The organism is Mucilaginibacter sp. P19 (assembly GCF_050632265.1).
Lineage (GTDB): Bacteria > Bacteroidota > Bacteroidia > Sphingobacteriales > Sphingobacteriaceae > Mucilaginibacter > Mucilaginibacter gossypii.
Window position 1 is genome coordinate 3,182,472 of sequence record NZ_CP192586.1, and the last position, 26,151, is coordinate 3,208,622.

The 26,151-nt window shown below is 41.4% G+C and carries 23 protein-coding genes and 2 pseudogenes; 13 read left to right on the forward strand and 12 right to left on the reverse strand.

The window, feature by feature from the left end; genetic code table 11:
* Positions 1–23: 23 nt before the first annotated feature.
* Positions 24–491, forward strand: coding sequence for a hypothetical protein (locus ACQ86K_RS15540; RefSeq protein WP_091164930.1), 468 nt, complete (start codon positions 24–26; stop codon positions 489–491).
* A gap of 445 nt (positions 492–936) precedes the next feature.
* Positions 937–2,397, forward strand: coding sequence for a hypothetical protein (locus ACQ86K_RS15545; RefSeq protein WP_143020709.1), 1,461 nt, complete (start codon positions 937–939; stop codon positions 2,395–2,397).
* On the opposite strand, the gene ACQ86K_RS15550 is transcribed toward ACQ86K_RS15545, so the two are convergent.
* Complete coding sequence (locus ACQ86K_RS15550) at positions 2,394–3,260, reverse strand: fructosamine kinase family protein (RefSeq protein WP_091163936.1); 867 nt, start codon at positions 3,258–3,260, stop codon at positions 2,394–2,396. The genes ACQ86K_RS15545 and ACQ86K_RS15550 overlap by 4 nt on opposite strands.
* Positions 3,261–3,353: 93 nt before the next feature.
* Here ACQ86K_RS15550 and lepA point away from each other — a divergent pair, with 93 nt between their 5' ends.
* A complete protein-coding gene (lepA, locus tag ACQ86K_RS15555; protein ID WP_091163934.1) occupies positions 3,354–5,141 on the forward strand; it encodes a translation elongation factor 4 in 1,788 nt (595 codons plus the stop codon).
* Between the two features lie 386 nt (positions 5,142–5,527).
* The gene (locus ACQ86K_RS15560) at positions 5,528–6,409 is read left to right on the forward strand and encodes a bifunctional 5,10-methylenetetrahydrofolate dehydrogenase/5,10-methenyltetrahydrofolate cyclohydrolase (protein ID WP_091163929.1); all 882 of its coding nucleotides are present in this window, start codon (positions 5,528–5,530) and stop codon (positions 6,407–6,409) included.
* Positions 6,410–6,471: 62 nt separating this feature from the next.
* Here ACQ86K_RS15560 and ACQ86K_RS15565 read toward each other — a convergent pair whose 3' ends face one another.
* The 3 genes from ACQ86K_RS15565 to ACQ86K_RS15575 all read right to left on the reverse strand — a co-directional run bounded on the left by ACQ86K_RS15565 (position 6,472) and on the right by ACQ86K_RS15575 (position 8,368).
* Positions 6,472–6,807 carry a Rieske (2Fe-2S) protein gene (locus ACQ86K_RS15565; protein ID WP_091163926.1) on the reverse strand — a complete coding sequence of 112 codons (336 nt, stop codon included), beginning with the start codon at positions 6,805–6,807 and terminating at the stop codon, positions 6,472–6,474.
* Positions 6,804–7,526: a hypothetical protein gene (locus ACQ86K_RS15570; RefSeq protein WP_091163924.1), complete on the reverse strand. Its 723-nt coding sequence runs from the start codon at positions 7,524–7,526 to the stop codon at positions 6,804–6,806. The genes ACQ86K_RS15565 and ACQ86K_RS15570 overlap by 4 nt, the downstream gene beginning before the upstream one ends.
* 77 nt (positions 7,527–7,603) lie before the next feature.
* Complete coding sequence (locus ACQ86K_RS15575) at positions 7,604–8,368, reverse strand: hypothetical protein (protein ID WP_091163922.1); 765 nt, start codon at positions 8,366–8,368, stop codon at positions 7,604–7,606.
* A 320-nt stretch (positions 8,369–8,688) separates the two neighbouring features.
* Here ACQ86K_RS15575 and ACQ86K_RS15580 point away from each other — a divergent pair, with 320 nt between their 5' ends.
* The 3 genes from ACQ86K_RS15580 to ACQ86K_RS15590 are packed head-to-tail and all read left to right on the forward strand — an operon-like array spanning position 8,689 to position 11,254.
* Complete coding sequence (locus ACQ86K_RS15580; RefSeq protein WP_091163920.1) at positions 8,689–9,312, forward strand: 7-carboxy-7-deazaguanine synthase QueE; 624 nt, start codon at positions 8,689–8,691, stop codon at positions 9,310–9,312.
* A gap of 38 nt (positions 9,313–9,350) precedes the next feature.
* Entirely contained in the window at positions 9,351–10,769 is a 1,419-nt protein-coding gene (locus ACQ86K_RS15585; RefSeq protein ID WP_431200692.1) for an OmpA family protein, read from the forward strand.
* The gene (locus ACQ86K_RS15590; RefSeq protein WP_431200693.1) at positions 10,721–11,254 is read left to right on the forward strand and encodes an OmpA family protein; all 534 of its coding nucleotides are present in this window, start codon (positions 10,721–10,723) and stop codon (positions 11,252–11,254) included. Before ACQ86K_RS15585 ends, ACQ86K_RS15590 begins: the two co-directional genes overlap by 49 nt.
* An 88-nt stretch (positions 11,255–11,342) precedes the next feature.
* Here the strand turns inward: ACQ86K_RS15590 and recQ are convergent, their stop codons facing one another.
* The gene (recQ, locus tag ACQ86K_RS15595; protein WP_091164924.1) at positions 11,343–13,535 is read right to left on the reverse strand and encodes a DNA helicase RecQ; all 2,193 of its coding nucleotides are present in this window, start codon (positions 13,533–13,535) and stop codon (positions 11,343–11,345) included.
* Positions 13,536–13,795: 260 nt separating this feature from the next.
* Between recQ and ACQ86K_RS15600 the strand changes: the two genes are divergently transcribed.
* Positions 13,796–14,881 (forward strand): mannose-1-phosphate guanylyltransferase, encoded by a 1,086-nt coding sequence (locus ACQ86K_RS15600; protein WP_090525993.1) that lies wholly within the window; start codon positions 13,796–13,798, stop codon positions 14,879–14,881.
* 95 nt (positions 14,882–14,976) lie between these two features.
* Here the strand turns inward: ACQ86K_RS15600 and rlmB are convergent, their stop codons facing one another.
* The gene (gene rlmB / locus ACQ86K_RS15605; protein WP_431200694.1) at positions 14,977–15,804 is read right to left on the reverse strand and encodes a 23S rRNA (guanosine(2251)-2'-O)-methyltransferase RlmB; all 828 of its coding nucleotides are present in this window, start codon (positions 15,802–15,804) and stop codon (positions 14,977–14,979) included.
* 305 nt (positions 15,805–16,109) lie between these two features.
* Here rlmB and dnaB point away from each other — a divergent pair.
* A pseudogene (gene dnaB / locus ACQ86K_RS15610) lies at positions 16,110–17,673 on the forward strand (replicative DNA helicase).
* Positions 17,674–17,751: 78 nt separating this feature from the next.
* On the opposite strand, the gene ACQ86K_RS15615 reads toward dnaB, so the two are convergent.
* From ACQ86K_RS15615 to ACQ86K_RS15625, 3 genes are all read right to left on the reverse strand, one after another.
* Positions 17,752–18,225 carry a chromate transporter gene (locus ACQ86K_RS15615; protein WP_431200695.1) on the reverse strand — a complete coding sequence of 158 codons (474 nt, stop codon included), beginning with the start codon at positions 18,223–18,225 and terminating at the stop codon, positions 17,752–17,754.
* A 95-nt stretch (positions 18,226–18,320) separates the two neighbouring features.
* On the reverse strand, positions 18,321–18,950 hold the full coding sequence (locus ACQ86K_RS15620; protein WP_431200696.1) for a chromate transporter: 630 nt from the start codon (positions 18,948–18,950) through the stop codon (positions 18,321–18,323).
* 176 nt (positions 18,951–19,126) lie between these two features.
* The gene (locus ACQ86K_RS15625) at positions 19,127–19,468 is read right to left on the reverse strand and encodes a tetratricopeptide repeat protein (protein ID WP_091163911.1); all 342 of its coding nucleotides are present in this window, start codon (positions 19,466–19,468) and stop codon (positions 19,127–19,129) included.
* Between the two features lie 45 nt (positions 19,469–19,513).
* On the opposite strand from ACQ86K_RS15625, the gene ACQ86K_RS15630 reads away from it, so the two are divergent.
* The 4 genes and pseudogenes from ACQ86K_RS15630 (at position 19,514) to ACQ86K_RS15645 (ending at position 23,353) form a co-directional block, all read left to right on the forward strand.
* Positions 19,514–20,251 (forward strand): electron transfer flavoprotein subunit beta/FixA family protein, encoded by a 738-nt coding sequence (locus ACQ86K_RS15630; protein ID WP_091163908.1) that lies wholly within the window; start codon positions 19,514–19,516, stop codon positions 20,249–20,251.
* A 29-nt stretch (positions 20,252–20,280) separates the two neighbouring features.
* Positions 20,281–21,257: pseudogene (locus ACQ86K_RS15635) on the forward strand (electron transfer flavoprotein subunit alpha/FixB family protein).
* A 23-nt stretch (positions 21,258–21,280) separates the two neighbouring features.
* Positions 21,281–21,880 (forward strand): bifunctional nuclease family protein, encoded by a 600-nt coding sequence (locus tag ACQ86K_RS15640; RefSeq protein ID WP_091164922.1) that lies wholly within the window; start codon positions 21,281–21,283, stop codon positions 21,878–21,880.
* Between the two features lie 213 nt (positions 21,881–22,093).
* Complete coding sequence (locus ACQ86K_RS15645) at positions 22,094–23,353, forward strand: nucleoside permease (RefSeq protein ID WP_091163903.1); 1,260 nt, start codon at positions 22,094–22,096, stop codon at positions 23,351–23,353.
* 130 nt (positions 23,354–23,483) lie between these two features.
* Here the strand turns inward: ACQ86K_RS15645 and ACQ86K_RS15650 are convergent, their stop codons facing one another.
* From ACQ86K_RS15650 to ACQ86K_RS15660, 3 genes are all read right to left on the reverse strand, one after another.
* A complete protein-coding gene (locus ACQ86K_RS15650; RefSeq protein ID WP_431200697.1) occupies positions 23,484–23,687 on the reverse strand; it encodes a ThuA domain-containing protein in 204 nt (67 codons plus the stop codon).
* Between the two features lie 22 nt (positions 23,688–23,709).
* Positions 23,710–24,201 carry a ThuA domain-containing protein gene (locus tag ACQ86K_RS15655; RefSeq protein WP_431200698.1) on the reverse strand — a complete coding sequence of 164 codons (492 nt, stop codon included), beginning with the start codon at positions 24,199–24,201 and terminating at the stop codon, positions 23,710–23,712.
* A gap of 140 nt (positions 24,202–24,341) precedes the next feature.
* Complete coding sequence (locus tag ACQ86K_RS15660; protein WP_091163897.1) at positions 24,342–26,051, reverse strand: GMC oxidoreductase; 1,710 nt, start codon at positions 26,049–26,051, stop codon at positions 24,342–24,344.
* Positions 26,052–26,151 lie beyond the last annotated feature (100 nt).

Here is a 26,151-nt window from a genome sequence, read left to right on the forward strand (position 1 = left end):
TATCAATAACCTTCATTAACACCATGAAAACCTATTACTTAGCATCTTTTTTATTGCTCGCGTTATGCTCATGCAGTAACCCGCCGAAGGCAACTACAGAAACAATCGAACCAGCCGGTAAGCTTGACGGGACCTGGCATCTGATATCAAGCAAAAGCATTATGAAGGGCGATACTACAGTAACCACCCCTCCCAAAGACCAGGAAATGTTTAAAATGTTTAACGCCACTAACTTCGCCTTCTTCACGCATGACCTGGTACACGGCAAAACAGCCAAACCGGTTTATTCGTCGGGCGCGGGCACTTATACACTATCCGGCGACGATTATACCGAGCATCTGGCTTATTGCGATGCCCGCGATTGGGAAAACAGGGATTTCAAATTTAAGCTCACAATGAAAAATGATACCCTAACTCAAAAAGGAATTGAGAAGATAGACAGCCTTAAAGTTGATCATGAGATCATTGAAACTTATGTAAGATTGAAATAAACCTAAAAACTTATATTTTAAGGCCCGGTGTGTCCGGGCTTTTTATTTGCACTGTTTATCTGAACCGACTGAACAACTTTCATCTTTACAATAGCAATAAATCGAAACCTGTGCGGTAAGCTATTCGTTAAAACCTAAATTATCCATGCTTATAATAACTCAAATTTTATTGAAAAGCCTTCACAAAAAGTTAGCCGATTGTTGTTTGTAAAACGATGAAATTCATTGAAGAAGTCTTGTTATCGGCCCGGATTTAATTATAGTTTACCCGCTAAAAACCACTCAAAGGATGAAGCTGTTAATTAACCATAAGATACTGTTAATGTTATCGTTATTTACTTTTTCATTTAATCGCTGCCGGCCGCAAAAAAGCTCAGAAGGCATTACAACTATTAAATCTATTCACACAATTTCAGCTACGAGTTCAAATATTCCGCTTAAAAACATGTTTGGCATAAACGCGTATGAATGGAATTTTTTGCAGGATCCCGCCAATCCGGAGCAAAAAGGAGCCATTTACGAAACCAACATGAACCTTATCAAGTCATTCAGTGCAGTAAGGCATTATTTAGGCTGGGCCCGGATGGAAAGCACTAAAGGCAGCTATACCTTCAACCCCACTCATAAAGACAACTGGAACTATGATCTCATTTATAGCCGTTGCAAGCAGGAAGGTATATTGGTTTTAGCAGATATAAAAAATTGTCCGCCATGGTTGGTTAATACTTATCCTAACAATATGCGGGATCTTGAAAATGCGCCGCTTATTTATGGCTTAAGTAAGGCTGATCCGGCAAGCTATATTGAGCAGGCGCACATGGCCTTTCAATTTGCCGCCAGGTATGGCTATAATACTAATATTAACAAGGCATTGATAAAAGTTGACACCAGCATGCGATGGGCAGATGACTCGCCTAACCAGGTAAAAGTGGGCATGGGCCTTATAACTTACGTAGAGTGTGATAATGAGCGCGATAAATGGTGGAAAGGATCGGCAACACAACAAACCGCTGAAGAGTATGCAGCTAATATGTCGGCCTTTTATGATGGCAACAAGGGGAAGTTAGGAAAAAATGCCGGTGTAAAAAATGCTGATCCTAATATGAAAGTGATAATGGGTGGATTAGCTACAGCCGACATAAATTTTGTAAAGAAAATGGTAGAGTGGTGCCGCATCAACCGTGGTTACAGAGCCAACGGCAGTATCAATCTGTGTTTTGATATTATTAACTACCACTATTACAACAATAACGGTAATATTTTAACACATCAGTCTGCCACGTTTGGCCTGCCGCCGGAATTGTCGATGGCGGGGCAAATTGCTGATTCGTTTGTTCAGTATGCAAATTCTTTTGTTAAACCAATCCCTGTTTGGGTAACCGAGTCTGGCTACGATATAAACAAGGGAAGCTATCAGAGAGCTTTAGATGTAGGGCAAAAGACATCGAAAAACACCCAGGCAGATTGGATTTTAAGAACTTCGCTTCTTTACATCAGGCATGGTATACAACGTGTATTTTATTACCAGCTTTTTGACGATGCCCCTAATGCTGCTGGTCAATATGCTACATCTGGTTTAGCCGAAAATGGCAAACGCAGACCTGCCGCCGATTTTATATTGCAAACATCAAAATTAATGGGTAACTATACCTATTCAGCCACCATTAATACCGACCCGTTGGTTGATAAGTATTCATTAGGTTTACAAAGCATGTACGTATTAACCATCCCTGATTATCGGGCACGTACAGGCACATACACACTCAACCTCGGCACAGCCAAAGCAAATGTTTACACACTAAAAACAGGTGCCGATAATGTTGTTAAAACAACCCTAAAAACAGTTAACGGGAAACTTATTGTTAAAGTAACCGAAACACCAATCTTTGTACAGGGCACAAACTAAATAAATGCCGAAAGGCTCCTCCTCACCTCCCTGGCGTACATACCGCCAAACAGGTTTACGTGAACCAGCAGCGGATAAAGGTTCCAAAGTTTAAGACGCTGTTGCCAGCCGGGCCGTAACGGAAATTCCTGGTTATAAGCCTCATAAAAAGCGCGGTCAAAACCACCGAAAAGCGTGGTCATCGCAATATCAAACTCGCGGTTACAATGACTAACCGCCGGATCGATCAGGTAAGGTTTGCCACTGGTATCAATCAAGTAATTGCCTCCCCAAAGGTCTCCGTGCAGTAATGCGGGTGGTTCTTCTGTAAATAAACCTGGAAGCTTTTTATAGAGCTGATCAAACTGGTGAATATCGGTTTGGGTAAGCTTTCTTTTATCTACAGCCATTTTAACCATCGGCTGCAACCTTTCTTCAATAAAAAACCGGGCCCAGCTATTGTGTCGATTGTTGCTTTGATGGAGCGAACCCATATAATTATCTGCTTCAAACCCAAATTGTGCAGCTGTGTCACGATGCATGAGAGCAAGTTGCCTGCCCAATTTTTGCGATGATATAGCATCGCCGTATCCTGCTTCAATCCATTGCAGCATAAGATAACTTTCGTCACCGGTATCGCCCTGTAAAACAACCTCAGGTACAGCTATTGTATTTGTTTTGCGGATAGCAGCTAAACCACTCACCTCGCTTTTAAACATGCCCGGAAATTTATGGAGGTTATTTATCTTAATAAAAAAATCACCTAACGTGGTTTGCAAGCAGTAGGCTTGATTAATATCTCCTCCGCTTACCCGGCTTACATTCTTAATCTGAGCGTTTAGCTTGCACTCAATATCACTTATTATGCTTGCCGATACAGCCATTTTGTTCGGATATTATTTAAATTAAACATTTCAAAATAGTTAATTTATTAGCCGATACAAATTATCGGTTTAAAAAGTTATTTTTGCGGTTCAATGGAGCACATTCGTAATTTTTGTATCATAGCACATATCGACCACGGCAAAAGCACACTTGCTGATAGGTTATTAGAGTATACTAACACCATAACGCAGCGCGAATCCCAGGCACAATTGCTTGACGATATGGATTTAGAACGCGAGCGCGGCATCACCATAAAAAGCCATGCCATACAAATGGATTATGTGCTTGACGGGCAAAAATACGTGCTCAACCTGATCGATACCCCCGGTCACGTGGATTTTTCATATGAAGTATCACGTTCCATAGCAGCGTGTGAAGGCGCTTTACTGATAGTTGATGCTGCGCAGGGTATCCAGGCGCAAACCATTTCAAACCTCTATCTGGCTTTAGAGAACGACCTGGAAATTATCCCGATCCTGAATAAAATGGACCTTCCCGGCGCTATGCCCGAGGAAGTTAAGGATCAAATAGTCGATCTTATAGGCTGCAAACGTGAGGAGATCCTTGCCGCATCGGGCAAAACCGGCATGGGTGTTCATGATATTTTACGCGCCATTGTTGAGCGTGTGCCCGCTCCGGTAGGTGATCCTAAAGCTCCGCTGCAAGCCCTGATCTTTGATTCGGTTTTCAACTCGTTCCGTGGTATTATAGCTTATTTTAAAGTTGTAAACGGCGAGATCCGAAAAGGCGATAAAGTAAAATTCGTCGCTACCGAAAAGCAATACCTTGCTGATGAAGTTGGCACGCTTAAATTGCGCCCGTTAGCTAAAGACGTAATCAAAACCGGCGACGTAGGTTATATCATATCAGGCATAAAAGAAGCAAAAGAGGTTAAAGTTGGTGACACCATTACCCACGTTGACCGTCCCTGCGAAGTAGGGATTCAGGGCTTTGAAGAAGTAAAGCCAATGGTATTTGCCGGTATTTACCCGGTTGATACCGAAGATTATGAAGAACTTCGTGAGTCAATGGCTAAATTACAGCTCAATGATGCATCGTTGGTTTTTGAACCGGAATCATCAGCGGCTTTAGGCTTTGGTTTCCGTTGCGGTTTCCTGGGCATGCTGCATATGGAGATCATCCAGGAGCGTTTGGAGCGCGAATTTAACATGACGGTGATCACTACCGTTCCCAACGTATCATATTTGGCTCACACCACCAAGGGCGATTCGTTTACGGTAAATAACCCGTCCGATCTACCTGATCCAAGTAAAATTGACTTTGTAGAAGAGCCTTATATTAAAGCTACTATCATCACCAAATCTGAATTTGTTGGCCCGGTAATGTCGCTTTGTATTCAAAAACGCGGTACCATCGTAAATCAGTCATATCTCACATCCGAGCGTGTTGAGCTGATCTTCGAGATGCCAATGGGCGAGATCGTATTTGATTTTTACGACAAGTTAAAAACCATTTCAAAAGGTTATGCTTCGTTTGATTATCATCAGATAGGTTATCGCCAGTCAGATCTGGTTAAACTCGATATCCGCTTAAACAGCGAACCTGTTGACGCACTTTCATCCCTGATCTTCCGCGGTAACTCATACGATTTTGGTAAAAAGATCTGTGAAAAATTAAAGGAACTTTTACCGCGTCAGCAGTTTGAGATTATTATCCAGGCTTCAATCGGCGCCAAGATCATAGCCCGCGAAACAGTAAAAGCTCTACGTAAAGACGTGACAGCCAAATGTTATGGTGGTGATATTTCCCGTAAGCGTAAACTGCTGGAAAAACAGAAACAAGGAAAAAAACGCATGCGTCAGGTAGGTAACGTAGAGATACCGCAGTCGGCATTTATGGCAGTTTTGAAGTTGGATTAACCCCTCAATTTCCTGAAGAATATTGAGGATAAATAAATTAATATATTCTGTACAGATTAGTTACATATTTTACGGTAACAGGGCTTGTTAAACATATTCATTTAGGGAACTTTGTTTATGGTAAATGGATTGTGTACGAGCGCGACGAGACCGAAATATTACATTGATGCTTTCAATAAAGCCGCTATTTCAAATAAAATTATATTTGAAATGCTCCTGAACAATAAAACAGAAACCATTGAAAGTATCATTAGCAAAATAAATCAAAATCACACATTAAAACTGTCCCTGGATAACAGGCCTTTTATAAGAATACGATTGAAATCAAAACAGGTGAGTTTAAATTTGCCCCCGTTACCCGATTACTTCGTAAAAAACATTTAACAATGCAGCTTTTAGACGGAAAATACGTTTCAGAAAAACTTAAGGTTGAAATAGCTGAAGAAGCAGCTAAAATATTAGAAAAAACCGGCAGGAAGCCTCACCTGGTGGCAGTGTTGGTTGGTCATGACGGCGGCAGCGAAACTTACGTTGCCAGCAAAATGAAGAACTGCGAAAAAGTTGGCTTCAAATCATCGCTGGTGCGTTATGAAGACGATGTTACTGAAGAAGAGCTGCTGAAAAAAGTTGAAGAGCTCAATGCTGATTCTGATATCGACGGTATTATCGTACAACTTCCGCTACCAAAACATATCGACCCCGAAAAAGTAACCGAGCGTATTGATCACCGTAAAGATGTTGATGGTTTTCACCCGGTTAATCTGGGCCGTATGCAGCGCAATCTGCCTTCGTTTATACCCGCAACTCCTTATGGTATTACTTTAATGCTTAAAGAATACGGCATTGACACAGCCGGCAAACATTGCGTGGTTGTTGGTCGCAGCAATATCGTTGGCTCACCAATGAGTATCCTGATGGCTCGCAATACAACTCCGGGCAACTGCACGGTAACCATATGCCACAGTCGCACACCTGATATTAAAAAATTCACACTTGATGCAGATATCCTGATCGTAGCTATCGGTAAAAAGAATTTCATTACTGCCGATATGGTTAAAGATGGTGTAGTAGTTGTTGATGTGGGTATGAACCGCGAAATCTCAACCACAACAAAATCGGGCTTTAAACTTTACGGCGATGTTGATTTTGAAAACGTAGCACCAAAATCATCATGGATTACCCCTGTACCGGGTGGCGTAGGCTTGATGACCATTGTCGGTTTGCTTAAAAACACATTGGCTTCAGCTAATAAAGAGGTTTATAAATAGTGAGTAGTTTATTGGGTTGATTAGGTGAGTGATTCCTTTTTTCCATTCACTTAATCAACCCCTCACTTAAATCCTCTCAACTTATCCCAAATAGAGGCTACGCCAACGTACACTCCATCCTCCTTTACTTCAACCGGGTAAGTTTCAATAAAATCGTTTTGCCCTTCGCCACCTTTTCCTGTTTCAAGATTATAAGTATAGCGATGATATGGACAAACGATCAGCTGCCTTACGCATAGGCCTTCGCTTAAATCGGCTCCGGCATGGGGACATTTTGCTGATACTGCATAAAGCTTACTTTCAAAATTTACGAGGCAAATACTTTTACTGCCAACCTTAACCTTTTTTATAAATATGCCTTCCATACAGACTAATCCCAAAACTTTATACCATTTCATTTATCGAATATATTAACAAAGGGATTTAAATCGGGATTGTCCAAATCAAAGCTGAATTTTTCATAAACTATGCGGGATAACAAGATCTTTACTGGCAGGGCTTCTTTAAACCCGTTCATATCATAATAATATACAAACTTATTTTCCGTTACATGCCATTTAAAGCCAAGATTTATTAAAGGATATCGAGATGGTATATCATCGTCATCAAAGTCTGTCGAATCAATAAAATTATTGTACTGTGAATCCAACTGATGGCTGATTTTTAAAAACTCTCCGAAAACTTCAAAATCAAGATTAAAATTTTCTTCCGCGCTCAGACACAACCTGAATTTTCTAATTCGCCTTTCATACAAATCGAACAATGCGTTGTCAATTACCTGGCTATCATTAAAATAAAGATCTGCTTGCTGCCGGTTTAATTTTTTAAGTTCATTTCTCGTTTCAACTCTTTGCTCTTTATCAAAAGCAGAACGTTCGCCATCTTCAAAAGAAGAGTCCATCCACCTAATCCATCTTTCAAGTAAACTCTTTTTAACGTAAAAAGGATCTTTAAAACGCTTTAATGCGCCAAGATGACTATCTAAACGCCAAAGGCCTTCCTGTTGATAATGGGCATATAAATAGTCATACTCAGCAAGGCTTTTCTTAATTGACACTTCAAGCGATTTCTTTTCACCTTCAAAATATTCGATAATTTGGTCAAGATCAGATTTCATGAGTACAAGTTATGCACTGCAAGTTTCAAAATCTAACATTACGCCAACATTTCTGAATCTTATTGAGCCAACCAATTTTAAAAATCAATTTTCAGATTCATCACATTTGGATTTTTAATTACCTCGTCCATGCTGGTAATAAGCGTCACTTCCCTCCTGTCGGCCGAGAGCATGGCTTTTGAATTGTTGATCTTCTTTACAGGGTGAGCAAACCTCAGGATCACTTTATAAGGCATATCGATCAGCATCGCCTTGGCCATCATGAAAGTGGCCTGAGTTTTCTTTAAAAAAGCGTTAAACTTAGCTTTATCAATGATGCGGTAAAATTTATGGGGAGTTATATCATACGAGTAGTAGTCCTGCCCTCCTACCATTTGCCGTGCATCGAATGGCTTATTCGTTTTATCGGTGGTGGTAATAGCGCTTATCTGGGTATTAAGTGCAATTTTTGATACATTTTGTAAGTAATATTGCAGGTCTGCTGCATTTTTGGCGGTATGATTAAGCGTTACTTTCATAACACTCTTTTTAAGATTCATATTCACCGTTAGCTCACTGCTTTTGGCCATTTCAATTTCTTCAGCTTTCAACTTCTGCTGCGCACTGTCGGGTATAGCACTATAAAAGTTAAGCGTAGTGTCCTTAACCAAACTAAATTGAGGCGTTTCCTTAACTGAATCAGACATGAGGTTAACTAATACAGATACTGCCCTGCTCATATCAAAAGCGTATGCTACTTTGCAGGTCCCGTCACTTTTAAAATCGTAATGCTCTTCAATATCTACACATGAACTAAAACAAAGCACTGCCATTAAAAATAAAGGAAGGTAAAGCTTTTTCATCTCCGGATATAAATTAAGCGTTAACGATACAGTTATTGCATTTTACGAAAAGGGATTTAATTGGTTATCTTAAAATTAAGGTAATTATAACAATTATAAATGAAAATAAAAAAAGGCAAAAGGATAAAGGTGAAAGGCAAAAGGTATTTTAGCGTGTACTTTTATTTTTTTATAATGTAATTTGATGATAAAGCCAATACCTTTCACCTTTGGCCTTTTACCTTTCGCCTTATTAAGGTACTTCCATATTAGTGTAACCTTTTGGCTTTCACCTTTTAGCTTTCGCCTATATTTCAGTACCTTTGCACCCTCAAATAACTATGGCACACCAAATACCAGACGACGGCACGCTGCTTCCTTTAATGGAAGAGTTTTATACGATACAGGGGGAAGGGTACAATACGGGCAAAGCCGCATATTTTATTCGCCTTGGCGGCTGTGATGTAGGTTGCCATTGGTGTGATGTTAAAGAAAGTTGGGATGCCGAGTTGCATCCCCTTACCGCGGCTGATACAATTGTGAGCAACGCCGACCTTCATCCTGCAAAAGCTGTTGTGGTTACCGGTGGCGAGCCGCTTATTTACAACCTTGATTATTTGACCCACAACCTGCACGAAAAGGGAATAAAAACATTTATTGAAACTTCAGGTGCGTATCCGCTTTCGGGCGATTGGGACTGGATTTGCCTTTCACCCAAAAAATTCAAAGCGCCTACGCCAAACGTGGCCGAATGTGCCCACGAGTTAAAAGTGATCGTTTTCAATAAATCCGATTTTGAATGGGCCGAATATCACGCCAAAATGGTATCGCCCGACTGTAAGCTTTACCTGCAGCCCGAATGGTCAAAATCCAAAGAAATGACCCCGCTGATTGTGGATTATGTAAAAGAAAACCCGCAGTGGGAAATTTCACTACAAACACATAAGTATCTGAATATTCCATAATCTTTGTAACTTACGGTATTAATTATCCTAAGTTACAAATGAAAATTGCAGTATTATTGGTGCTTGCATTGTGTTTACCTGCTTTGCTTGGCGCCCAGCAGCAAACCCGGTATTCGTCATCCAATAAAGAAGCTGTAAAATATTTTGCTACCGCTTATCAAAACCTTGATGAACATCTTTATGATGAGGCGATTCAAAACTCGCTTAAAGCTATTAGCGAAGATTCAAAGTTTATAGAAGCGCGGTTATTACTCGCCGATCTGTACCGAATGAAACGCATGTACAGGCCAGCTGTTGAGCAATACGCTAAAGTCATTTCACTTAGTCCGGAATTTAACAGGGGAGTGTATCTCAAAGCTGCTGAAATGGAAATCCATGATGCAAGCTATACACAGGCCCAGCAACACCTCGAAAAATACCTTACCTACCCTGATATCAACCCTCAAACCAATACCTACGCAAAAAAACTGCTTGCTGATGCCAAATTCAGCATCCAGTCGATGACACATCCGGTGCCATTTAAACCTATAAATATTGGCCCTGAAATAAACACTGTTAATGACGAGTACCTCCCGGTTGCTACAGCCGACGAAGGCACGTTGATATTTACCCGAAAGATCAATAACAACGAAGATTTTTATAAAAGCGAAATGATAAACGGCAAGTGGAATACTGCCACTTATTTAAGCAACCAAATTAATACTGAAAAATATAACGAAGGTGCGCAATCCATATCGCAGGATGGTAAATACCTGTTTTTCACGGGATGCAATCGCCCCGACGGTTTAGGCCGTTGTGATATTTATATCGCTCAAAAACGGGGAAATGACTGGGGGAAACCTGTTGACCTGAACCCACCGGTAAATACGTCGGGTTGGGAATCTCAACCCTCGATAAATGCCGATGGCCGCACGCTTTATTTTGTAAGCAACCGTAAAGGCGGTTATGGCGGCTATGACATTTGGAAAAGTAGGCTGGGTGAAAAAGGCTGGGGCGAACCTGAAAACCTGGGTCCCAATATTAATACCCCCTACAATGAATTATCACCGTTTATTCACCCTGATGACAGTACACTTTATTTTAGCAGCGATGGCTGGCCGGGTTTAGGTAGCAAGGACCTGTTTGTTAGCCGCATGGATAAAGACGGTAAATGGCAAAAACCCGAAAACCTTGGATATCCTATCAATACCAGTGGTGATGAGGGCGGCTTATCATTAACTGCCGCCGGAGATTATGCTTTCTTTTCATCGGATAATTTAAAGGGGTTGGGCGGTTATGATATTTATAAGTTCGAGCTGCCTGTAAAGTTGCGCCCCCATTTGGTAACGTATGTTAAAGGCTTTGTAAAAGACGTAAAGACGAAAGCCCCCTTGAAGCTGCAATTGAGATTATTGACCTGGAAAGTAATTTGCCGGTTTACCAGGATTACAGTGACGATGAACAGGGGGACTTTTTAGCCACACTAACGTCGGGCAAAAACTATGCGCTTAATATTTCAAAAAGCGGATATCTGTTTTATTCCGAAAACTTTTCGCTTAAAAATTATAAGATTAAAAGCCCGTTTAACATTGTAGCACTATTATCACCCATTGAAATTGGCAATAAGGTAATCCTTAAAAATATTTTCTTCGATACTAATAAGTTTGACCTTGAAAAGGAATCAAAAGCCGAACTTGCCAAGCTCATTGAATTTTTAGGGGTAAACTCAACTACCCGTATTGAGATCTCAGGCCATACAGATAATACAGGTAATCACCAGGGTAACCAAACCTTATCTGAAAACAGGGCAAAGTCTGTTTATCAATATCTCGTGTCGAAAGGAATTGCCCCTACCCGCCTTGTTTACAAAGGATACGGTGAAACGCAACCGATAGCATCCAATACAACAGAGGAAGACAGGGCAAAGAACAGGCGTACGGAATTTATGATCATAACTAAATAAAATTAAAGCCAACAGCAGTAATCAGGGGAAAAGCAAAAAGCCTTCAGAATTTAATCTAAAGGCTTTCTTTATCAGAACTTTTCAGCAACTAATTCCCCAACTCCGACATGAATTTGATACGCATTAACTGCACCTCTTCACGGGTGTAATCATCACTGCCCAGTTCGGCTAAGGCTTCATCAATAGAGTCAGCTTCTGCAGTGCGGAAATAATCAAATACTTCTTCCTGCTTATCTTCGTCAATCACCTCATCAATATAGTAGTTCAGATTGAGCTTGGTTCCTGAGTTAACTATAGTTTCAACTTCTTTCAGGATCTCCTCATAAGTAAGACCTTTTGAAGCAGCAATATCATCAAGGTTTAAATGCCTGTCGATATTTTGGATAATGAACACTTTAAGCGCCGATTTATTGGCAGCACTCTTAATCACCATATCAATTGGCCGGTCAATATCGTTATCCTCTACATATTTTTGGATCAAATCGGTAAAAGGTTTACCAAATTTCAGCGCCTTGCCTGCACCAACACCCGAAATTTGTTTAAGTTCTTCGGTGTTGATAGGATAATGAGTGCACATCTCTTCTAACGAAGGGTCCTGGAATATTACAAACGGTGGCAATCCTTTTTGTTTGGCCAGCTTTTTACGCAGCTCTTTAAGCATTTGCAGCAACTGGGTATCAAGTGCACCGCCGCTTTGTTTTGGTCCGTCGTCATCGTTGTCATCGTCAGCAGCCTCCATTACCTTATTCAAAACAAAACGGATACTGTGCGGGTTCTCAATAAAGCCTATGCCACTTTTAGTAAGCCTTAAAAGCCCGTATTGATCAATATCTTTTGAAATGTAATTATTTAGTAATGCCTGCCTTAAAAGCGAGTTCCAAAGATTTTTACCTAGTTCTTTGCCCGAACCATAATAGTCAAGCTGATCATGCTCATAATTTTTGATCTGAGCATTTTCCTCACCCATTAATATGCTGAGGATATGGTGGTCGTCAAACTTTTCGCCAATATGCTTAATCAAACTTAATGCCCTGTGCAGGTGCTCCTCCCCATCAAAATGTTCTTTATGGGTACAGCAATTATCGCACATGTTATTACAGCCTGCTTCATTAAAGTTTTCGCCAAAATAATGCAATAATTGTTTACGGCGACAAACCGACGACTCGCAATAATCGATAACCTCCTTTAGTATCTGAGTACCTATTTCGCGTTCCGAAACAGGCTTGTCTTTCATAAATTTCTGAAGCTTATCAATATCCTTTTCCGAATAAAAAGCCACACAAACACCTTCTCCTCCGTCACGTCCGGCCCTTCCTGTTTCCTGGTAGTAACCCTCCATACTTTTAGGCACATCATGGTGTATAACGTAGCGAACATCGGGTTTATCAATACCCATACCGAATGCAATCGTAGCGACAATAACATCAACATCTTCCATCAGGAATTTGTCCTGCGTTTCTGCACGCACTTTAGGATCAAGCCCTGCGTGATAGGGCAACGCCCTTACCCCGTTAAGGTTCAGCGCCTCGGCTACTTCCTCAACCTTTTTGCGGCTAAGGCAATACACAATTCCCGATTTGCCCTGATTTTGTTTTACAAATTTTACAATCTCTTTGATAACATTACGCTTGGCCCTAACTTCATAAAACAGGTTGCCCCGGTTAAATGACGATTTAAATACGGTAGCATTATTCATTTGCAGGTTTTTTTGAATATCCTGCTGAACTTTTGGGGTAGCCGTAGCTGTTAGAGCAATTATGGGAATATTTTCGCCTATGTTACTGATCACCTGGCGTATTTTACGATATTCGGGCCTGAAATCATGCCCCCACTCCGAAATACAATGCGCTTCATCTACCGCCACGAATGAAACGTGGTTAAGGCGTAAGAAATCAATATTTTCCTGCTTGGTTAACGATTCGGGGGCCACGTACAATAACTTGGTTTTCCCTGCCAGTACATCTTCCTTAACCTTGCCTATCTCTGATTTTGTAAGTGATGAATTTAAAAAATGGGCTATACTATCTGATCCTCCAAACGCCCTAAGCTGATCTACCTGATTTTTCATCAGGGCTATCAATGGTGAAATTACGATTGCCGTGCCATCGCTCATCAAAGCTGGTAACTGATAACACATCGATTTGCCGCCACCGGTAGGCATAATAACGAATGTATCATTACCGGCCAGGATGTTGGTTATTATCGCTTCCTGTTCTCCCTTAAAATTATCAAACCCGAAAAAATTCTGGAGATTGTCAAATAGCGATTTCTTTGTTTCTATCATTATTTTAACAAATTCTTAAATTGTATTTAAAAGTTTAAAGTAACAAAATTTTCTAAATAAACGATGGATTTACTTTTAAATTTTATGCAAAAATGATGATTAGATGAAAAACAATTTCATTGCTCGTTCATTTAAAGAACCAGACAAATTTGTGGTTATGCCCACCGTTAAATTATTTAGCTACACTTAATGGATAATTAACAAATTATTACACATTTTTACGGTCGATATACCAAATTAAAATTCTTTACTTGCTCATGAATAAAAACTATTATGCGATAATTATGGCTGGAGGGATTGGAAGCCGCTTTTGGCCGATAAGCCGTACATCGCACCCTAAACAGTTTATAGATATACTTGGTACCGGTAAAACCTTAATACAAAACACCTACGAACGTTTCCTGAAAGTTTGCCCCAAAGAAAATATTTACGTTGTTACTAACGAAAACTACACCAAACTGGTAAAACAACAATTGCCCGATATGGAGGATCAGCAGATTCTTACCGAACCGGTAATGCGTAATACGGCACCTTGTGTTGCCTATGGCTGTTTTAAAATTGAAAGTCTTAACCCCGATGCAGCTATTGTTGTAGCCCCTTCCGATCAGCAGATCCTGGATGAGGATGCTTTTGTTGCCGCTATCGAAAAATCATTGCAAACCGCCGCTTCAAATGATTATCTGATAACCCTGGGCATTAAACCATCAAGGCCCGATACCGGTTACGGATATATTCAATACACTGATAACGTTATCAATGATGAGTTTCATAAAGTAAAAACCTTTACCGAAAAACCCACTCTTGAAATAGCTAAAACCTTTATTCAAAGCGGCGACTTTTTATGGAATGCCGGCATCTTTGTTTGGTCGGCCAAAACTATTGTTAAGGCCTTTAATCAGTACCTGCCCGAAATGCATGAGATCTTTGCTGATGCAAAACCAGTTTATAACTCAGACGATGAAAAGTCTTATATACACAAGGCTTACCAGCAATGCGTTAATATCTCGATAGATTACGGCATTATGGAAAAAGCAGATAATGTGTATGTATTACCTTCGGATTTTGGATGGAGCGATCTGGGTACCTGGGCATCAATATATGACCTTGCCGAAAAGGATTATGTAGGTAATGCCGTTATCCCTGCAGAAAAAGTGATCATGTATGACTCTTCAAACTGCATGGTAAACGTGCCGGGCGAAAAACTGGTAATATTGCAGGGGCTGCATGATTATATCGTAGTAGAATCGAACAACTCCCTGCTCATTTGCCCCCGCGACCAGGAACAGAACATCAAACAGGTTGTGGCTGATGTAAAAAGTAAATTTGGAGCGAAGTATATTTAGCCCCCTCCGCCCCCTAAAGGGGGTACCTACTTACAATCACTCTTTAGCTGTAATGCTAAACAAGAAAAGCTTTGCCACGGCAAAGCTTTTCTTGTTTAAATACTTTTAAGTTTAATACGACAGATAAAAACCAGCCGTAAGTAAGCACCCCCTTTAGGGGGCGGGGGAGTTCTCTGCCTCACTGCCTCATACAAAATCACCCCGGTAGATACCGATACATTCAACGATTCAATTTCGCCGAACATAGGGATCTTGGCCAGGTGGTCGGAGATCCGGATGATCTCGTTACGAATGCCGTCTTCTTCCGATCCCATAACGATGGCAGTAGGTACGGTATAATCCGGAGTGTAAATATTATCCTGTGTTTTCTCGGTACAACAAACCAGTTGCAAGCCCGATTCCTGGAGGAAGCGTACAGTTTGCATAAAATTATCATGCCGGCAAACAGGAATTTTGTATAATGCGCCGGCCGATGTTTTAATGGCATCAGGATTTATCTGCGCCGAGCCTTTGGCTGGGATCACGATGGCATGCACACCGGCACATTCGGCAGTACGGGCAATCGCACCCATGTTCCTTACATCAGTAATGCTGTCTAAAACTAAAATTAACGGCGTTTCCCCCTTTTCAAATACTTCTGGAATGATGTTCTCTATCTTTTGATAAACAATAGGCGAAATCACAGCTATAACTCCCTGGTGATTTTTCTGGGTAATGCGGTTTAGTTTTTCAACCGGAACCTGCTGTGCGGTTATCTGATATTCGTTCATCAGTTCTTTAAGCTCCTGTATCAGGCCACCGCCTATGCCTCGCTGTATAAATAACGCCTCAATCTCTTTACCCGAGCGAATCGCTTCTACTACCGCCCTGATACCAAAAACCATCTGATTGCTTTCGCGCTGAGGCCTTGAATTAAATGCCATTTTATGATTTAAATTTTGGCAAAAGTAGCTATATTAATTGATTAAGCCGTTATTGAACTGATAACCCTTTTGGGTTTACCGGCGTTTGAGTGCAGATGCTATCAACACTTGAAAACTTTATTAACATTGACTCAATTAGCTGAAAATCAATCAGCCCAAATTCCCTTAAAAAGTTATCAACACTGAGGTGTTTATTAAAAACCTTAAAATTATCACCCTGTGTATGATTATTTTAAAATACCGATACACTATGTTAGGTGTTTACTTTGCCTGTCGAAGCGTTTTTTGTATATTTTTGTACCCTTATGAGTTTTGAGAATAACAACCAGTATAACAAGCCAAATACTTTTGAACGCCGCAGCCGGATCCCCAATCCTACCCCATTCATTGCAGGCGGCAAATTGCAGCCACAGGCTACGGACTTGGAGGAAGCAGTTTTAGGCGCCCTTATGCTGGAGAAAGATGCCCTTTCATCTGTTATAGATGTTTTAAAACCCGAAGTTTTTTATCAAACCAATCACCAAAAGATTTTTTCTGCAATAAAAATCTTGTTTGAAAAAACACAGCCTGTAGATATCCTTACCGTGACTGCCGAATTGCGCAGGCTTGGCGAGCTGGAAATGGTTGGCGGTGCTTACTATATCACTGAACTTACAAGCCGCGTTGCATCGGCCGCCAATATCGAATTCCATTCGCGCATCATCATTCAAAAATTTATTCAGCGCGAACTGATCCGCATTTCTACAGAGGTGATCAACAATGCATATGAGGATACTGCAGATGTATTCGACCTGCTGGATATGGCCGAAAAAATCTGTTTGAAATAGCCCAGAGCAATTTACGCCGGGATGCCCGTAATATGGACGATCTTGTTCATGAGGCCCTACGCGATATTGAAGCCCTGAAGGATAAAAAGGATGGCTTAACAGGTGTCGCCTCTGGCTTTACCAACCTTGACCGGATGACGTCAGGTTGGCAAAAATCAGATCTGGTGATCATTGCGGCACGTCCGGCGATGGGTAAAACAGCTTTTGTATTAAGCTGTGCCCGTAACGCAGCGGTTGATTTTGACAAGCCAGTTGTGGTGTTTTCGCTGGAGATGTCGTCTGTACAGTTAGTTAACCGTTTGATAGCTGGCGAGGCAGAAATTGAGCAGGAAAAAATCCGTAAAGGCACGCTTGAAGAATGGGAATGGCAGCAGGTACACTCTAAAATTGGCAGGCTTGAAAAAGCAACGTTCATCATTGATGATACACCTGCCCTAAACATCTTTGAGTTCAGGGCAAAATGCCGCCGCTTAAAATCACAGTATGATATCCAGTTAATCATTATCGACTACTTACAGCTGATGCATGGCAAAGCTGAAGGCAAAGGTGGCGGGGGCAACCGTGAGCAGGAAATCAGTAGCATTTCTCGTGCTTTAAAATCAGTTGCCAAGGAGCTCAGTGTGCCGGTAATTGCACTTTCGCAGTTAAGCCGTGCGGTTGAAAGCCGGCCGGGCAACTCAAAAAGACCAATGCTTTCAGACTTACGTGAATCGGGCGCTATTGAGCAGGACGCCGACATGGTATTATTCCTCTATCGTCCAGAATATTATGGTCTGACCGAAGATGAGGACGGTAATCCAACCCAGGGTGTGGGCGAGGTAATTATAGCCAAGCACCGTAACGGTGAAACAGGTACTGTTCGGCTTAAATTTGTGGGCAAATATGTTAAGTTCACAAATCTTGAAGAAGGTATGGATGGCTTCCCCCTCCCGCAGGTAACGCTTTCGCAGGCCTTGCCCCTTCGCAGGATTTTGAAAAGCAGAGTAACTTCATTATACGTCCTTCAAGAATGGACGACATAGATGATGAGCCTCCGTTTTAATCTCATTTCGAATGTGGGATTTTCGATTTGGGATTTATTTAAAGACAATATCCGAAATCAAAAATGCGAAATCGCAAATCAAAATATTATTCCTAAAACCACACCGATAATGATCACTATCGGTGTTTTTATTTTGGTAAAATGCAGCACCAGGAAGGTGCCGATCATTAAGGCATAGGCTGTCCAATTTAAGCCAAAAGGCCTTACCAGTAAAATCAGCGCAGTTGCCATAAAACCTACAGCTACTGCATTTATACCGCTCAGTGAGTTTTTTATACGTGTAATCTTCTTCAGATCCTCCCAAAACGGCACAATAAACAGGATAAGGATAAGGCCTGGTGTATTGATGCCAATAACAGCAACCAGGCTCCCAATTACCTGCCCCCAAATAGTGTATCCCTTGTTGCCAAGCGTTATGCCGCCCAAAAACGAAGTAAATGAAAATGTAGGCCCGGGCAAAGCCTGCTGCAAGGCATATCCCGACAAAAACTCCGACCGGCTTAAGTAATGCTTAACCTCAACAAATTCGGTATACATGAGTGGTACCAGCACCTGTCCTCCTCCAAAAATAAGAATGCCGTTGCGGTAAAAGTTTTCAAATAAACGGATTGGTAAACTTAATGGGGACGTTTGATTTACAACCGCACCTAAAGCAGCAAAAAAAGCAGAATACCTATAAAGTAAGCTACTTTATTAGGGTTTACATTTGAATACAGCTTTACCCTCAATTCGTTTTCATGCTGCTGAGTTTCCATGGCCGATGATATAATGCCGCCAAGCAATATCAGTATCGGAAAGGCATAAGCATTTTGAAGGATGAGTGTCACAATCAGTGAACCAATAGCCAGCATGGTGCTGATCCTGGTTTTTAAAAATTTGTTGGCAAATGTATAAGTGGCATAAGCAACTATGCCTACCGCTATAGGCTGTACATAACTGATTACATGAGCAAATTTGGCCTTATTAGCAACCATACTGTAACTGATAGCCGCCATACACATAATAGTGGCCGAGGGCAGTATCCAAATTAAAAATGTAATAATAGCCAGCCTAAGTCCACCCACTTTCCAGGCTATCCCAACCAGCGTTTGGGTTGACGAAGGGCCGGGCAATACCTGCGATAAGGCATTAAGCTCCATCAACTCATCTTCGGTAATATATTTTCGTTTTTCAACAAACTCGCGCAGTAAAACAGCAATGTGGGCCTGCGGCCCGCCAAAAGCGGTAAAAGTATAAATTAGCACATCCCGAAGGAATATAAGTTGCCGTTTTTTCATTCTTTAAAAAAGATCATAGTTGATGGTTCATAGTTTGTGGTGATGGCTCTTAAGACCATGCTTTATAGCCTAATATCAATTATTATAAGTAAACTCATTTAGTTTATAAAGCTAAAACCTAAAGGTCATTATTCAGTTGCCATGAACTATGAACCATCAACTATGAACCCTAAAGGCTAATAATCGTCATCGTCTTCTTCAAAACCTATTGCTTGCCGGTATACTGCCTGCAATTCAGAAAAAGCATGGTTATCGCGCTTTTCTTTTGTCATTTTCATGCCGGTTTCATAAGTTTTAATGGCGTCATCCTTTCGGTTTAACGCTTCATAAAGCTTACCCAAATGATAATAGGTACCTGTATAGCCGGGGTGGTTATTTACCAGGTCTTCATAATAGGCAAGTGCCTTATCTGTCTCATTCAGACGCAGATATTCAGTTGCCAGGGCATATTTCAGAAACTCATCATCCGGTTCATTTTTTATAAATTCCAACAGCTTATTCAATCTGCTTAACTCCATTTTAAACTCTATCTTTTTTAACTAAATTTGCAAAAACCTATTGATATGAAGATTCTGGTATGTGTAAGTAATGTTCCTGATACCACCACAAAAATAACTTTTACTGATAATAACACGCAATTTAATACAAACGGGGTTCAGTTTATACTTAACCCTTATGATGAAATTGCACTTGCCCGCGCCATTGAACTAACCGACGGCGGTAAAGGTACAGTAACTGTAATAAATATTGGGGAAGCCAATACAGAAGCCACTATACGTAAAGCCCTGGCCATTGGCGCTACCGACGCGGTACGAATAAGTGCTAAACCGCACGATGCCTGGTATGTAGCATATCAGATTGCGCAATATGTAAAATCAAATCCTTTTGATCTGATCCTGACAGGTCGTGAATCTATTGATTATAATGGATCAAAAGTTGCTGGTATGCTTGGCGAACTGCTTGATCTGCCATCGGTATCCATCATTAAAAAATTAGATGCCGCTGACACAGAGGCAACCGTTGAGCGCGAGATTGAAGGTGGTAAAGAGGTTTTAACTATTCCCTATCCTTTTGTAGCCGGTACGGCCGAAGGTGTGGCCGAACCCAAAATACCCAATATGCGCGGCATTATGTCTGCCCGAACCAAGCCACTTACAGTTGTTGAACCGGTTGAGATAAAAACATTTTCGGAGATCATTAGTTATGAAACACCTGCTCCACGCGGCCAGGTGAAGCTTATACCTGCTGATGATACTGCTAAACTGGTTGAGCTGCTGCATACCGAAGCGCGTGTTATATAAATTATGATCTAAATCATTAACAGATAAATATGTCAGTTTTAATATATGCGGAAAATACCGGGGGCAAATTCAAGAAATCAGTTTTTGAAGCCGTTTCTTATGCCCGCGCCATTGCCGATCAAAATAATACTTCCCTTACCGCTGTTTCAATAGGCAACGTTGACGCCACCGAATTAGCTTTATTAAGTAAATACGGTGTAAATAAAGTGCTTAATGTATCAGGAGATAAATTGAAGGAATTTGTAAACCAGGCCTACGCCTCTGTCATAGCCGAGGCGGCCAAAAAGAAGGTTCGGCGGTTGTGGTACTATCAAACACCTTTTCCGGCCGAGGTTTAGCGCCCCGTATAGGTATTAAACTGGAAGCCGGTGTTGCCGACGGAGCGGTTGCTTTACCTGAACAGACAGGCGGCTCGTTTAAAGTAAAAAAGACAGCATTTTCAGGTAAAGCTTTCGCAACTGTCGAGCTTACCTCCGCCATAAAAGTTATTGCGCTTGTACCCAACTCTTATAAAGTTGTTGAAACTGGCGGTACTGCCCAGGTTGAGGACTTTCGTGTTGAAACTAAAGCTTCAGACTTTAAGGCGATGATTAAAGAAATCGTTCGTTCAACGGATAAAGTTTCATTGCCTGATGCTGAAATCGTTGTTTCGGGCGGTCGCGGTTTAAAAGGCCCCGAAAACTGGGGCATGATAGAAGAACTTGCCGAACTTTTAGGCGCAGCTACTGCATGTTCAAAACCTGTATCAGATGCTGGCTGGAGGCCGCATAGCGAACACGTTGGACAAACCGGTATAGCTGTCAGTCCAAATTTGTATATTGCAGTCGGTATTTCAGGTGCAATTCAACACCTGGCCGGGGTAAGTTCATCAAAAGTTATTGTAGTCATAAACAAAGATCCGGAAGCACCGTTTTTTAAGGTGGCAGATTACGGAATTGTGGGCGACGCGTTTGAAGTACTCCCTAAATTAATAACAGCCGTTAAAGAATATAAAGCTTCAGCATAAATACAGGTGTGATGGGGAATAACATGAAAAAAATAAAGCTTGATATTGTCGGCTTATCATACAGTCAAACTCAATCGGGCGCCTATGCACTTGTTTTAGGCGAGGTTAGCGGCCGTCGTCGCTTGCCTATTATCATCGGAAGCTTTGAAGCTCAGGCTATCGCTATCGAAATAGAAAAAATGACCCCAAGCCGCCCGCTTACGCACGACCTGTTCAAAAGCTTCGCCCAGGCTTACCAGATTGAAGTTCAGGAAGTGATCATCTATAATTTGGTTGATGGGATATTTTATGCCAAACTGGTTTGCAGCGACGGAAAGCGTTCTGTAGAAATAGATGCCCGCACTTCTGACGCTATTGCAGTAGCTGTACGCTTTGACTGCCCTATCTTCACTTATGAATTTATTCTTTCAACTGCGGGCATTGTTATAGAGGGCAACGATTTTGTTTATCTGGAAAATATCAACGAAACGCCCGAAGAAAAATCGGTGAGTGCATCGGTGAGCGGTTATGCTTCCATCAGTACTGAAGAGCTCAAAACCAAACTTCAGGAAGCCCTCGCCGAAGAATCATACGAAAAAGCAGCGAAGATCCGCGATGAACTGAACAAGCGTAAAGCTTCCTGATTTCGGAGTTCGGATTTTCTATTTCGGATTTAGCCGAATGTACTTTTTCAAAGAATATAATTTAATCGTGAATGGACATAGAACAGAAACTCACCCCTGGGTTTCTGTTTAACAATCGTAATTTCTACACTTGTAGCTTTCTGATTTACATTTATTTCACTACTTTCCGCTTTTAATTTAACACTGACTAAAATTATTTAAACCCGGTACCGTATGAATATTAAGTTCCGCTTAATACTGATGAATTTTATGCAATTTTTTATCTGGGGTGCCTGGTTGCTTACAATAGGTACATACTGCTCGCTTACAAAAAATTGGTCATTCTCTCAATTTGGGGCTATATTTAGCACAATGGGGATTTCAGCCATCTTTATGCCGGCTCTCACTGGCATCATTGCTGACAGATTTATCAACGCGGAAAAACTATATGGCCTTATGCATATTCTCGGTGCCTGCACACTGTTTACCTTGCCGCAAACTACCAACCCATCAGCATTTTTTTGGGTGATGTTACTAAACATGGTCTTTTATATGCCGACCCTTTCGTTATCTATAACCGTGGCCTACTCAGCGTTAAAAAGCAACAATAAAGATGTCGTAAAAGACTATCCCCCTATTAGAATATGGGGAACAGTTGGCTTTATAGTTGCATTATGGACGGTAAGTATAACTCATAACGAAGCTTCTTCAAACCAATTTTATATTGCTTCAGCGGTAGCTTTAGCATTGGGAATTTATTCCTTTAGCCTTCCCAAATGTCCACCACTTTCGGAAAAAGCACCCAAAAAGTCATTGGTCGATTCGTTGGGTCTTAATGCTTTTGCGTTATTCAAAGACCCTAAATTTGCGATATTCTTTGCGTTTTCGCTTTTGCTTGGTGCCGCGCTCCAACTCACAAATGCTTATGGCGATCCATTCATTCATGATTTTTCAAAAATCCCTGCTTATAAAAGTTCATTCGGTGTAAAATATCCGGCCATTATTATGTCCATCTCCCAGTTTTCTGAAACCTTTTTTATTTTACTGATCCCGTTCTTTCTGCGCAAATTCGGTATTAAGTATGTAATGTTATTCAGTATGCTGGCCTGGGTGTTACGATTTGGCCTTTTTGCCTTTGGCGATCCGGCTGGCGGTTTATGGATGATCATTTTATCATGCATTGTTTATGGTATGGCCTTCGATTTCTTCAATATATCTGGCTCACTTTTCGTTGAAACACAGGCCACTCCAGATATCAGAGCGAGCGCACAGGGCTTGTTTATGATGATGGTAAATGGCTTCGGGGCTTTTTTCGGAAGCATAGCAAGCGGACTTATCATTGATAATTTCTTTTTGCTGCCGGGCGGTGGTAAAGACTGGCATGGCATCTGGCTTACCTTTGCAGGCTACGCACTGGCAATAGCCATTGTTTTCCCTTTCGTATTCAGATATAAGCACAATAAGGCACTTGTTGAAGCGATACAACATGCGTAATTCCTGAATCAGGATTTGGGGGATTAAAGGATTTTCTTACTTAAATAGAGAGGGCTCACGAATTATCGTGAGCCCTCTCTATTGCATGTTATCCGGGAAATCCAAAAATCTCCCCAAATCCCGGTTCAGACTACTTCTTCCAACCCATTGCATATTTGATACCACCTAACAGATGGTTCAAATATAATGGATCAGCATATGATTCATCAGTATGACCTAATTCGGTATAAAAAGCCCTGCCGCCATCGAAGTTATGATACCAGGCCATGGGGTGATTATCGCCGTTTTCGCCACCAGTGTAGCTTTTCTCATCTATCTTGATCAGTACGTGCAAATCATTACCAATCCATTTATAGTTATACCATCTCGTCCCATCGCTTCCAGGTTTCAGGCAGATGTTTAGTGGCAATAAAATTACGGTCGACCACATTTAACGTTGCTTCCTGTTGTTTTGGATGACTTTTAAAATAAGCCCCTACCAGTTTACCATACCATGGCCAATCATACTCGGTGTCTGTTGCGGAATGTACACCAACAAAACCGCCGCCGGCCTTAATATATTGCTCAAATGCAGTTTGTTGGGCATCATTTAAAACATCGCCGGTGGTGTTTAAAAATATCACCGCCTTATATTGTTTTAAATTATCGATGGTAAACCTCGTGGCATCAGTGGTACTATCTGTATCAAAATTATTTTCCTGACCAAGTTTAATTATTGCAGTTACGCCTACCGCTATTGATTTATGAGGGAATCCCGCGGTTTTGCAAAATATCAGTACTTTATCTTTAGCAAGTACCTGGCTTATTAGTGCGCCTATTAAAAGGCAAATGGTAAGTAGCTTTTTCATAGTTGGTGAGTGGTTGATATATTGATTAAGTGAGTATTGAGTTTTATGTTTAGTGAATGGTTGATCAAGTTAGTGGTTAATGAAACCTTGAGAATTGGAGCCAAACCATTCACCTAATCAACCGCTCACTAATCACCAAATTATAAATTTCCTTTCTTCAATTCATCTACTGCAAAATGAGCAGCGCGGGCCGTCATAGCCATATACGTTAATGATGGATTTTGACAAGCTGCCGAAGTCATAGCCGCACCATCGGTAACAAAAACGTTTTTGGCATCCCATACCTGATTATTACCATTAAGTACCGAAGTTTTAGGATCACGTCCCATCCTTGCAGTACCCATTTCGTGAATACCATCACCAACGTTATGACCGCGGTCGTGCGTTTCAACGTTCTTTACGCCGGCACTTTCAAGCATGGCTTTAGCTTCCTTCACAATATCAATACGCATTTTCTTTTCATTTTCTTTAATCTCGGCATCCATCGCCAAAATTGGCAATCCCCATTTGTCCTTGCGGGTTTTATCAAGGGTGATCTTATTTTCGTGGTAAGGCAACAGTTCGCCAAAGCCACCTATGCCAATTGTCCATGGACCTGGTTCGGTAAGCGCATCTTTATATTGAGCTCCAATATTGTATTCCGCAATTTCACGGCTCCATCCCATGCGGCTTGCCGCACCCTGATAACCGAAACCTCGCAGGTAATCGCGCTTATCGCCAAACAGGTTGGTAAAACGGGGTATGTAAATGCCATTAGCACGGCGGCCGTAGTAATATTTATCCTCAAACCCTTCAACCAGTCCGCTTGCACCCAGATTATAATGATGATCCATGATATTATGCCCAAGTTCGCCGCTGCTGCTGCCTAAACCATCCGGCCAAATATCTGTTGCCGAATTCATCAAAACCCACGCACTGTTTAAGGCCGAGGCATTAACAAAAACTATTTTTGAATAGTATTCATAGGTTTGATTGGTTTCGGCATCAAGCACCTCTACCCCTTTGGCCTTTTTGGTATCCTTATCGTATAATATTTTAGTAACGATGGAATATGGCCTTACTGTTAAATTTCCGGTAGCCAGCGCTGCAGGCAAAGTTGATGATTGCGTACTAAAGTAGCCACCAAACGGACAGCCCTCCCAGCACCTGTTCCTGAACTGGCATGCGGTACGCCCCGGAATAGCAGCTGTTAAGTTGGCTGTACGACCGATGATCATATGCCTTGTACCATTATAATTTTTCTTGATACGGGCAGCTACGTCTTTTTCTACCACGTTCATATCCATGGGTGGCAAATAATGCCCATCAGGTAATTGCGGTAACCCTTCAAGCGAACCACTGATGCCTGCAAATTTCTCCACATGATCATACCAGGGTGCAAGGTCCTTATATCGGATGGGCCAGTCAATAGCCCAGCCATCTTTAACGTTGGCTTCAAAATCAAAATCGCTCCAGCGATAACTTTGCCTTCCCCATAAAATAGAGCGGCCGCCAAGCTGGTATGATCGCCACCAATTAAAAGGTTTGATCTCGGTGTATGGTGCGGCCTGCTCATCGGTCCAGTAATCCATAATAGGTTCGGAAGCTCCCCAATTACGTGAAATTACGGGGCGTTGTTTACGTTGGGCTTGCGTTGGCTTTCCGGCATGATGTCGGTCCCAGGGGTCCTGATTAGCAGTTTTATAATCTTTAATATGCTCAAAGTTTCGGCCCCGTTCAAGCATAATGGTTTTCAAGCCAAGTTCGGATAACTCTTTTGCTGCCCAGCCACCGCTGATGCCTGACCCTATTACAATGGCATCATAGGTATTATTAGCCTTAGCCTTGCCGTTTATATTACTTAATGGCATAGTTTATAAATTGGTTTTGAAATTGGATAAAACAATTATATTAATTAAAAATCGATATAGCAATCGATTGTGAAGAAAAAGAACCATGTTTTTTTTGATT